Origin of the sequence: Dictyobacter alpinus (genome assembly GCF_003967575.1) — a bacterium.
In the GTDB taxonomy this organism is placed as follows: Bacteria; Chloroflexota; Ktedonobacteria; order Ktedonobacterales; family Ktedonobacteraceae; genus Dictyobacter; species Dictyobacter alpinus.
Genome location: NZ_BIFT01000001.1, coordinates 3,753,617 through 3,765,586, shown reverse-complemented (window position 1 = coordinate 3,765,586; position 11,970 = coordinate 3,753,617). Strand labels below are relative to the sequence as shown.

3 protein-coding genes are annotated in these 11,970 nt (G+C 53.5%); all 3 read left to right on the top strand.

Annotation, left to right across the window (positions count from 1 at the left end; genetic code table 11):
* Positions 1-28: 28 nt before the first annotated feature.
* The 3 genes from EL633_RS14870 to EL633_RS14860 are packed head-to-tail and all read left to right on the top strand — an operon-like array spanning position 29 to position 11,938.
* Positions 29-4,756, top strand: coding sequence for a non-ribosomal peptide synthetase (locus EL633_RS14870; protein WP_126627932.1), 4,728 nt, complete (start codon positions 29-31; stop codon positions 4,754-4,756).
* A gap of 13 nt (positions 4,757-4,769) precedes the next feature.
* Positions 4,770-9,404, top strand: a complete 4,635-nt coding sequence (locus tag EL633_RS14865) for a non-ribosomal peptide synthetase (RefSeq protein WP_161982159.1) — start codon at positions 4,770-4,772, stop codon at positions 9,402-9,404.
* On the top strand, positions 9,401-11,938 hold the full coding sequence (locus tag EL633_RS14860) for an alpha/beta fold hydrolase (RefSeq protein WP_126627930.1): 2,538 nt from the start codon (positions 9,401-9,403) through the stop codon (positions 11,936-11,938). The genes EL633_RS14865 and EL633_RS14860 overlap by 4 nt, the downstream gene beginning before the upstream one ends.
* The last annotated feature ends 32 nt before the right edge of the window (positions 11,939-11,970 follow it).

The window sequence follows — 11,970 nt, the reverse complement described above, 5'->3', positions numbered from 1 at the left end:
GGGAATAACGAAGAAAGAAGAACTTGTCATGAGCACCATCTTTGAAGATATCACCAAATTATCCACGAAGCAGCGCCAATTGCTTGAGCAGTTATTACAACAAGAAGGGATGGACGTATCACAATTGCCGATCATGCCCCAGAGGCGGGATGGTCAACCGTTACCACTTTCCTTCGCACAGCAACGACTCTGGTTTTTTGATCAGTGGCAACCAGGGAGCCCGGTCTTTAATATCTCGCGGGCAATCCGTCTGCGAGGTACGTTGAATGTCGACGCCTTTGAGCAGAGCCTGCAAGAAATTGTGGGGCGCCACGACATTTTGCGGACCACATTCGCAACCGTAGATGGACAGCCAGCGCAGGTCGTATCCTCGTCACAGCGCTGGCTGCTCGCACGCTCCAATATTGAGGGACTGGCGGCCGCGGAGCAAGAAACGGAAGTGCAGCGGATGATTGTGGAAGAGACTCATCGTCCGTTTGATCTGGTTCGAGGGCCACTGTTGCGCACATGCCTGGTCCAATTGAAGCCGTATGAATATGTGTTTATTCTAGTGATGCACCATATCGTTTCCGATGGCTGGTCGGTGAGTGTGTTTTTCCATGAATTGACCTCGCTTTATAACGCCTATACGCAGGGGCTGGACTCGCCGTTACCCATACCGACTCTCCAATACGCCGATTTCGCCGCCTGGCAGCGTGCCTGGCTGCAAGGGGATGTCCTGGAGAAACAACTGGCGTACTGGAAGCCGCAATTTGAACAGGTACCCGCAGTATTGCAACTGCCTACCGATCGGCCCAGGACGCCATTACCTACGTATCGTGGGTCCACGTATGAGTTCTCGTTGCCGAAAAAACTGTCCGACCAGATCCAGGAATTGGGGAGACAGGAAGGTACGACCCTGTTTATGACGCTGTTGGCGGCCTTCCAGGTGCTACTGATGCGCCATAGCAACCAGGACCGAATTGTGGTGGGGACCTCCATTGCTAACCGGACACGTTCCGAGGTCGAGGGATTGATCGGTATCTTCTTTAATACGCTGGCGTTTTCAACTGATCTGAGTGGACAGCCAGGCTTCCGCGAGATCTTGCGACGCGTGCGGAAAGTAGCATTGGATGCCTATGCACATCAGGAGTTGCCATTTGAACAACTGGTGGATGCGTTGCACCCTGAACGTAGCTTACAGCACACACCGTTATTCCAGGTGCTCTTTGAACTGGAGAATGCGCCACGGACAGACCTGAATTTTACTGGACTGCTCGCGCAACCTCTGGCTATAGAAAGCCGGACGGCCAAATTTGATTTATCACTGGCAATGATGCAGACAGACCAGGGGTTACAGGGCACACTGGAATACAACGTTGAGTTGTTTACAGCCACGACGATTGCTCGGATGATGGACCATTTCCGTGTACTGTTAGATGGTCTGGTTGCTGCTCCCGATCAGAGCGTGACCGATCTCCCGCTGCTTACGAGCTCAGAGCGGTATGAGTTAGTAAGTACACGCAATGATACGGCGTCTGCTTACCCCCACCAGAGCTGTTTCCATGAACTCTTTGCCGAGCAGGTAACCAGAACGCCTCAGGCCATCGCGGTGGAATATCTGGGCGAGCGCCTCACCTATCAAGACTTGCATTCGCGTTCCAACCAGCTAGCTCACCATCTTCAGGCGTCAGGCGTAGAACCCGGTGATTGCGTCGGCTTCTGTATGGAACGCTCCATTGAGATGCTGGTAGGACTACTGGGGATCTTCAAAGCCGGCGCGGCCTTTCTGCCCCTGGACCGCAAGTTCCCGCAGGAGCGACTGGCGTTTATGCTTGAAGATGCACATGTTTCCTTGCTCTTGATCCAGCAGAGGCTGCTTGAGAGCCTGCCGACTGAGGGGGTTCATGTCGTATGTCTCGATAGTGACTGGGATACTATTGCGCAGGAAAGCGACGAAGTCCCCGTCTGCGAGATTACCGCTGATTTCCTGGCCTATGTCATCTATACCTCTGGTTCGACTGGCAAACCTAAAGGCGTGTTAATTCCTCATCGCGGGCTGGTCAATTACCTGATCTGGTGCCAGGAGGCCTATGGAGCGGCACACGGGCGCGGTGCTCCTGTCCAATCCTCAATTGCCGCAGATGCGATTTTTCCGAGCCTGTTTGCGCCTTTGCTGGTGGGGACCAGTGTCGTGCTGTTACCTGAATCGGATGGCCTTGAGGCGCTGGCGGCCGTGTTGCAAGAAAAGGGGGGGTTCAGTTTGATGAAGATCACCCCGACGCAACTGGAGGTTCTCAACCAGCAATTACCAGAGACCGATGCCACAAACTGGGTACGCACCCTGGTCGCAGGAGCCGAAGCATTGCGTGGTGATGTCCTGGAATACTGGCAGCGGCATGCCCCTGACACAATCCTGCTCAATGAGTACGGTCCGACCGAAACGGTGGTTGGCTGTAGTATCTATCAGATTCCGGCCGGTCAGGCGGCCACAGGCTCTATCCCGATTGGTCTACCTATCGCGAACACGCAGTTTTATGTTCTTGATACCCAGCTTCAGCTCCTCCCGATTGGCGTCGCTGGAGAACTGTATATTGGTGGTGACGGTGTCGCCTGGGGCTATTTGAATCGACCAGAATTAACGGCGTGCTCATTTGTGCCTGATCCATTCAGTACGGTGCCAGGGGCCCGATTGTATAAAACTGGCGATCTGGTGCGCTACCTGCCGGATCGGCAGGCAGACATCGAATTTCTGGGTCGTATTGATCAGCAGGTGAAGATTCGTGGCTATCGGGTAGAACCAGGTGAGATTGAGACGACGCTGGTTGAACATCATGCCATAGATCAGGTGATTGTGGTGGCACGTGAGGATCTGCCCAGTATCAAACAACTGGTCGCCTATCTGGTGATCGTCCCTGGTATGCAGGTGTCGATCGTTGAGTTGCGTCGCTATCTGGAGCAGAAACTGCCAGCATATATGGTCCCAGCCCACTTTTTCTTCCTGGATACATTGCCATTAAAAGCTACCGGTAAAGTTGACCTGGAGGCGTTGCCGGCCCCTGAGAAAAAGCAGCTGGAAACTGAGGACACATTCGTGGCGCCGGAGACGCCAGGCGAAAAACTGCTGGCTGACATCTGGGGTGAAGTGCTTGGTTTGAAGCAGATTGGCAGATATGATAACTTTTTTGAGATTGGTGGGGATTCTATTCTGAGTATCCGTATCATTGCGCGTGCCCATGCAGTCGGTATACAACTGACGCCGAAGCAGATGTTCCAGTATCAAACCATTGCTGAACTGGCGGCGGCGGCAAGCGTTGTTCCTGCATCTGCCAATAGTGGAGAGCAAGCGGTACCGACGGATGCCATTCCACTTACGCCCGTGCAACACTGGTTTTTTGAACATGACTTTCCCAATCGGAACCACTATAATCATGCGATTGTTCTGGAACTGCCAGCGGATCTCACGGACGCAGAATTACTGGAAGAGGCTATTGAGCTCCTGATACAACAGCACGATTCTTTCCGGTTACGCTTTACTGCGGGTCCACAGGGCTGGCAGCAGCGTGTTGTGGCGCACGAGGGGCGCTTGCCTTTTGCAGCCTATGATCTCTCTCTCCTGGCTACCGCTGATCAAGAGCAACGCTTTGATGCGATGGCCCACGAGTTGCAGACAGGTCTGGATATAGCCGCAGGGCCGATAGTGCGCGTGGGTCTGTTCTCCTTTGGCGCGGATCAACCGTCTCGTCTGCTGATGGTGGTACATCATCTCGCAATTGACATTGTCTCCTGGCAAATCGTGCTCGACACCTTGCAAACCATCTATCAGCAACTACTGAACGGGCAGAAGGTGCAGGTGAGACATACCTCTACACCATTTACGTACTGGGCCAATCGTCTTTTCCAGTACGCACAATCGCCAGAGGTACGCCAGGAGTTTAGTTACTGGATGGCGCAGCCCTGGTCGGAAGTGGCAGCGCTCCCAATGGATACGCCAGGTGAGAATATACAGGCCTCTGCACAGGTGGTGATCGCAGAACTTGATAGTGTTGAGACGCAGGCATTGTTGCGTGAGGTGCCCAGGCGGTATCGTACGCAGGCGAATGATGTGCTGCTGGCCGCTTTGCTGCTGGCATGTAGCGATTGGACCGGCAAGCATACGCTGCTGGTTGATCTGGAGGGTCATGGACGAGAGGATCTCATGGACGGCATTGATCTTTCGCGCACCGTGGGCTGGTTTACGTCAATTGTCCCCATTGTGCTTAATCAAGATACGCGCTATCGTCGTCCGAGCGAGGTGCTGGTAGCGGTGAAAGAGCACTTACGTGCGATTCCCAATGGTGGGATCGGCTTTGGCCTCCTGCAATCCCTGGTGCAGGATCGAGAGATAGCGGAGCAGATCCGTGCACTGCCTCAGGCACAAATTATCTTCAATTATCAAGGGCAATCTTCGCGAGCCCTGGCGAAAGAAAGTCTTTTCTCACGTTCAAATGCTTCAGCTGGTTTGACGGTGGCGCTCGACGGTGAACGCAGTCATCTGCTAAGTGTGAATGCTGGCACGATTGATGGTGTGCTCACCGTGGAGTGGACGTATAGTGAGAATATCTACGCCAGAGCTACGATTGAACATCTGGCACAGCTCTACCTGGATGCGTTGCGTCTCATTATCACTGATGATGCCTCGGCTGGCCAGCGGCCGCAGTATACACCGGGCGATTTTATGGATGCTGGTTTGAGCCAGAATGAACTTGATGATCTGTTCGCAAACCTGGACGCATAGAGGGAGGCTACTAATGGATAAACATGAGATTGAAGCGATTTACCCGCTCTCACCCATGCAACAGGGGATGCTCTTTCATTATCTGTATGAGCCACAGGCAGGACTCTACTTTGAGCAAATGCAGTGTCACATGCCTGCCGGCCTTGAGGTTGCGGCCTTTCGGCAGGCCTGGCAACAACTGGTGAGCCGTCATTCGATCTTGCGTACCCAGTTTATGTGGGAAAATCTGAAAGAGCCGCGCCAGATTGTGCGCTATGAAGTTGATCTGCCGTGGGTAGAAATGGATTGGCAGCATCTGGATGAACAAGAACAGCGTAAACAGTTTCTGACATTGCTTGCCAGTGATCGCGCGCTCGGGGTGAAAATGACGCAGGCGCCGTTACTGCGTATAACGCTTATTCAGTTAGCCGCGCACCACTTTGAGTGCATCGTGAGTTTTCATCATCTGATTCTTGATGGCTGGAGCATGCCAGTGTTGCTGAATGAGCTGTTTGTGCTCTACGCCGCCTGTGTACAACAGGTTCCTGCTGAACTAGCAACGCCGCGTCCGTATCGGGACTATATTGCCTGGTTGCAGCGGCAAGATCAAAAGCAGGCTGAGACGTTCTGGCGTGAGCACTTGAAAGGGTTTCGTACCCCCCTTGTGCTGTCCGTCGATAGCGGGACCGGGAAGTCGCCGGGTGTTGGCTATGGAGAAGCAACGCAGCATTGCCTGCCCCAGACCGTCCAGACCTTACGTCAGATGGCGCGTCGGTACAAATTGACGATAAATACAATCGTTCAGGGTGCCTGGGCCTTGCTTTTAAGTCGCTATAGTGGGACGAATGATATTGTATTTGGTGGTGTCGTCTCCGGGCGTCCACCCGATCTGCAAGGAGTCGAACAGATGATTGGTCTGTTTATCAATACCTTGCCGATCAGAATACGTGTCTCGACCGCCGCCGACAGGTCCATTGCCACCTGGCTGCAAGCTATTCAACTGCAACAGATTGAGGCACGGCAATATGAGTATAGTTCTCTGGCCCAGGTACAGGGTTGGAGTGACGTGCCGCATGGTCAAGCGCTTTTTGAAAGCATCCTAGTTTTTGAAAACTATCCGGTTGAAGCGCATGCCGGTGAGGATGGCGGCGGATTGCAGATGAAAATTGACCAGGCGCTTGAGCAGACGAATTATCCTCTCAGCCTGGAAGTTTCTTTCAACGCGCTGCAATTCTCTCTCCGCCTCGTTTTTGATCAGCAGCGTTTTGATGACCGGGTTGCCAGCACGCTACTCACCCATTTCTGCTCAATCCTGGAGCAGATGCTGAGCCAGATGGACGGCAGTGTTGCTGCGCTCTCACCTTTGACGGTGGAAGAGCGCAGACAGATGATGGTGGAGTGGAATGACACGCGGGAAGAGTATCCAGCCACGACCTCTGTCCACACACTGTTTGAAGCTCAGGTTGAGCGCACACCGCATGCGCCGGCGCTGAAGTCAGAGGAGGGCATATTGACATATGCCCAGGTGAACGAGCGGGCGAATCAACTCGCCCACTTGCTGCAAACGTTGCAGGTTGGGCCAGACGTCCTGGTTGGCCTGGCGCTTGAACGTGGCCCGCTCATGGTGATCGCGTTGCTGGCTGTGTTAAAAGCAGGTGGCGCATATGTACCATTGGATCCCTCTTATCCCAGTGAGCGGCTGGCTTTTATGCTGCAAGATACTGCACTTTCCGTGCTGCTCACCTCACAGCAGGTTGTGGAGCGCTTTCCTGATGTCACTGTTGCGCATAGAGTCATGCTGGATGTCGATTGGCCGCTGATCCAGCAACAGGGCATCGACAACCTGATGCAGCAGCTAGAACCAGAGAATCTCGCCTATATCATTTATACATCAGGATCAACGGGCCAGCCGAAAGGAACCTTGATCTCTCAGCGGGGACTGATGAATTACCTGCACTGGTGCAACCGGTATTACCATGTACAGGCCGGGTCCGGTTCGATTGTGCACTCCTCGCTGGCCTTTGACCTGACCGTCACCAGTCTGTTTCCCGCGCTGTTGAGCGGTGGCTGTGTGGTGCTCGTGCCAGAAGAGCAGGATATGGTTGCTGTGAGCGAGATCTTGCGGCAGCACAACGACTTCAGTGTCTTGAAGATCACGCCTGCACATCTCGAACTGCTGAATCGTCTGCTGGAGCCGGAGGAGATGGCAGGCATCGCACGCGCGCTAGTGATTGGCGGGGAGATGCTGCAAGGCGATAGTCTGACGCTATGGAGAACCTATGCGCCCGCAACCCGGATTATCAATGAGTATGGTCCGACCGAGACCGTGGTGGGGTGTTGTATCTATGAAGTCGCGGATGGAGCGTCCCTTCAGGGCCCGGTGCCGATCGGACGCCCGATTGCCAATACCCAGCTCTATATCCTGGATGCCGCTTTGCTACCGGTGCCAATCGGGGTTGCGGGCGAACTCTATATCAGTGGAGATGGCCTGGCGCGCGGCTATTTGCAGCGCCCGGATCTGACTGCTGAGCGATTCATTGCTGATCCTTTTAGCCAGGAGCTGGGAAGCAGGATGTATAAAACTGGTGACCTGGCACGGTACCGCGTTGATGGCACCATCGAGTTCCTGGGACGGATAGATCATCAAGTGAAGGTTCACGGCTATCGGATTGAATTGGGGGAGATCGAAGCTGTCCTCAGACAGCATGCGGCTATTCAGGAGGCTGTCGTGGTCGTGCGTGCTCAGGCTGGCACGATGGATAAGCGCCTGGCTGCTTATGTGACCATTGAAGGCGATCAGACCAGCGCAATCAAGGCTATCAAAGCGTTTCTCAAAGAAAAGCTGCCTGACTATATGCTTCCGTCAATATGGGTGGTCATGGATGAGTTCCCTCTGACCTCGAATGGGAAGGTCGATCGTAGTGCGCTCCCTGAACCTGAAGAGGTGTATGCAGTACCGGCGGCCAACGAAACAGAACAAACATTATCTTCAGTTGAAGAGCTGCTGGTTGAAATCTGGAGCCGAGTCCTGCAAGTACAAAGCCCTGACATCCATGCGAACTTTTTTGAACTGGGTGGAGACTCGATCCAGGGTATTCAAATCATTGATCAGGCACGACGGCGCGACCTGCGCCTGACGCTCAAGCAGCTTTTTCAGTCCCCGACGATTGCTGAACTGGCAGGGCTGATCGAGGCAGCACCGGAACAGCTTACTGAACAGGGAGCGGTCACTGGCCGTGTTCCGCTTACCCCGATTGAACACTGGTTTTTTGAGCAGGAGCTGGCTGAGCGCCAGCATTGGAATCAGAGTATGGTGTTAGAAGGATGGCAGGTTGTACAACCTGCCATCCTGGAGAAGGCGCTCACCGCGTTGCTTGTTCAGCATGATGCATTGCGGTTGTGTTTTGTTGCCGGGCACGCTGGTTGGCGGCAAGAAAACGCTGCGTTTAACGGCGAGACGCCATTCCAGACGATTGACCTCTCAGCCTATAGCGAGGAAGAACAAGAGCAACGCCTGAGGCAGACCGAGGCTGAAATCCAGGCAAGTCTAAACCTTGAGTCAGGGCCATTGCTGCGGATGGCGCTCTTTGAGATGGGAAAATGTCGCCCCAACCGCATTCTGATCGTCGTGCACCATCTTGCGATTGACAGTGTCTCCTGGCGGATCCTGTTAGAAGATTTGCAAACGGCGTATCAACAACTGGTCCAGGGCCAACCGGTGCGGCTCACCCCTAAGACGACCTCATTCAAGCGGTATGCGGAGCACCTTATCATCTATGCGCAGTCAGATGAGGTTGCACGTGAAATACCATACTGGATCGCTGTCACGCGGCATCAGAGTAGCGCTCTGCCCCTGGATTATCCTGAAGGGATGGACCTGAACACCGAGGGCTCAGTACAGACCATTGCTTGTTCGTTAGATGAGGAGGAGACGCATTTGCTCTTGCATAAGGTGCCAGAAGCCTATCATACGCAGATCAACGATGTCTTGCTCACGGCCCTGGTGCAGACATATGCGGAATGGACTGGTCAGCGCTCTGTGCTTGTTGATATGGAAGGTCATGGGCGCGAGGATCTCCTGGAAAACGGAGATCTTTCCCATACGGTGGGATGGTTTACCACGCTGTTCCCGGTGTTGCTGGATATCGAGCAGGCGCAAGGGCCTGGAGAAGCATTGCGTACGGTCAAGGAACTGTTGCGCCGTATCCCAAATCATGGCCTCGGCTATGGGGTGCTACGGTACCTCCATCCAGATGAAGAGGTACGCGCGCGTTTACGTAATCGGGCCAGCATCAGTTTTAATTACCTGGGGCAGTTTGATCAAAAGCAAACGGGCGAAACCCTGTTGGGCAGAGTACGAGAGGCAGATGGTTTGACACGTAGTCCACGGGCTAAGCGCTGCCACGTGCTCGACATTGGTGGTGCCGTCGTCGATGGGCAGCTGACCATGCACTGGTCATTTAGCGCACGGTTGCATCGTCCCGAACAGATAGAACGCCTGGCTGAAATGTATCGAGACAAACTCCGTGCGCTCATTCAGCACTGTCTCATCCCTGATGAGGGAGCCTATACCCCGTCAGATTTCCCCCTGGCACAGCTCTCGGACGAGAAGTTGGACGCATTGTCGATGCTTATTGGCGAACTGGATGAGGAGGAAGCAACATTATGAAAATGAAAAATGTAGAAGACCTTTATCCCCTGGCTCCTATGCAGCAGGCTATGCTTGCTCATGCACTCTATGCGCCCGACTCGCGTGTCTCTTTTGAGCAAGCCTGTGAACTGCTCAAAGGAGAACTGCAACTGCCCGCGTTTATGCAGGCGTGGCAACAGGTAATACAGAGGCATTCGATCTTGCGCACAGCGATTATCAGCAAGGTGGTCGATGAGCCACTGCAGTTGGTCCGTCAGCAGGTCCCGCTCCCGTTGCAGCACGTTGATTGGCGTCAGCAAGCGGCAGAGGAGCAGGAGCACGCGCTCAAAGCGTTGTTGCAGGCAGATCAAGCGCAGGGATTTGAGCTGGATAAAGCGCCACTGTTACGCTTGTATCTGGCTCAGATCGCTGATGATGCGTACTACTTCGTCTGGAGTTTTCATCATATCATTCTAGATGGTTGGAGCAAAGACATTATTCTGAATGATTTTCTGCGGTACTATCGTGCGGCTGTCCACCATCAGGATATACAGATTGAGCGCGTGCGTCCGTATCGGGACTATATTGCCTGGTTGCAGCAGCAGGATAGTGAGAAAGCCAGGGAGGCATGGCAGCAAGAATTGCAAGGTTTTACGCTTCCAACGCCATTGCCGATGATGCCGCCAGCGGCGCGGCAAACGGGGAGTGAGAAGCATGAAGAACGGCGTCTTTGTTGTTCGATAGAGACGACGGCGGCCCTCAACGCACTGGCTCAGAAGAGTCAGGTAACATTAAATGTCCTGATACAGGGCATCTGGTCCCTGTACCTCTATCATGTTAGCGGAAAGCGTGATGTTGTCTTTGGTGCCACCGTCTCGGGACGTCCTCTGGCACTCAGAGGATCAAATGAGATGGTCGGGCTATTTATCAATATCCTGCCTATTCGTGTGCAGGTGCCAGAAGCCACGACCACTCCAGCGCTCATGACCTGGCTGCAAGCTATCCAGGCGCGACAGTTAGGATTGGAGCCATTTTCCTCCACACCATTGTTTCACATTCAACAATGGAGCGAGGTTCCCTGGAATCAATCCCTATTTGATAGCCTTTTGGTCTTTGAAAACTATCCGGCGGAACAGCCGATGGCGATGGAAGATGCTCTGCCGTTTCAGAGACAGAACATCTATGGTGCCAGTGAGACAAACTATGCACTGACGATTATTGTCGAGCCAGGAAAGGTGCTGACTTTGCAACTCATGTATGATAGTCGTGCCTTTGATCATGGAGCGATGGAGCAGCTCACCAGTTCTTTGCAACTATTGTTAGAGGCAGTCGCTACCTGTAGCGCAACGGAGCCAATACAGGCCTTGTTACGGAATACTGAACAGGTGGCGGCAGCATGTGCTCACTGGCAAGGAGATCCAGGCCAGCCAGAGAAGCATGCAGAAGAGCTGCAGATGGCTCCTATGCAGCGCCGGACACCAGTTGTCGCTCCACATAATCAACTAGAATTTCGGCTGATCCAGCTCTGGGAATCCGTATTACACGTTCATCCTATCGGCATTAGCGATAATTTTTTCGCATTGGGCGGCCACTCACTTTCAGCCTTACAACTTGCCTCCCAGATTCGGAAAGAATTTCAACAAAGTTTCCCCATCTCTCTCCTCGCGCAGATTGGGACCGTCCAACAGTTAGCCCAGGTGCTCCGCCAGCAAGGCTCGCTTGCGGGGCCGCAGTCGCCAGTCATCGCGCTACGCAAGGGTGCAGGAACACCATTTTTTTGTATTCATCCTGGAAGTGGTAATATTCTCTGCTATTATCGCCTGGTCCAGCATCTTGATCATGATCAGCCATTCTATGCCATCCATGATCTTGATATTCACAAGCCGGAATTTCCAGAGATTCCAATTGAAGAGATGGCGAGTCGCTACATTGCAGCTATACGTGAGATTCAACCGCATGGTCCTTATGCGCTGGGAGGTTTTTCCTTTGGAGGCATTATCGCTTTTGAGATGGCGCAACAGCTCCGGAAAAGCGGCCAGCATGTAGAATTGCTGGCACTGCTAGATAGTGCCTCTCCGCTATCAACGCAGGGATTTGAAAACGAGGATAACGCAGGCTTTCTTTCCGTGATCACCATGGAGGCCATACGCACTTCTACACAGAAAACGGTTGAAGAGGTGTATGCCGATCTGCGGTCCCGCACACTGGACGAGCAATTGCGCTATGTTGTGGACCAGATGGTGCGGGCGGGCCTTGATCCGCCGGAGAACGGACCACTGGGGGTGCGGCACGAATTACGGATTTACCAGACAAGAACAAGGATGATTCAACGGTATCGTGCAGGCGTCTATCCAGGATGCATCACCGTCTTTCAGGCACAAGATCATGATGGGCTTGCACCTGAAAGGCACCTGGATGAAGACTGGCAAAGGTTCTCGGCTCAGCCGATCACGACCCATCCGGTTCCCGGCTATCATGATACGATCTTGGATGAGCCACATGTGCAGATAATGGCCAGGCACCTCCAGGCCAGCTTACAAGCGACATGTTTAGCCGTAGCAGAAGGATCTTGACAAAAAGATTGAACGTTGTTTAGCGCATTAAT

Excerpts from the sequence above, each read along its gene's own strand:
- EL633_RS14870 (WP_126627932.1), top strand. The coding sequence starts at position 29 with ATGAGCACCATCTTTGAAGATATCACCAAATTATCCACGAAGCAGCGC.
- EL633_RS14865 (WP_161982159.1), top strand. The coding sequence starts at position 4,770 with ATGGATAAACATGAGATTGAAGCGATTTACCCGCTCTCACCCATGCAA.
- EL633_RS14860 (WP_126627930.1), top strand. The coding sequence starts at position 9,401 with ATGAAAATGAAAAATGTAGAAGACCTTTATCCCCTGGCTCCTATGCAG.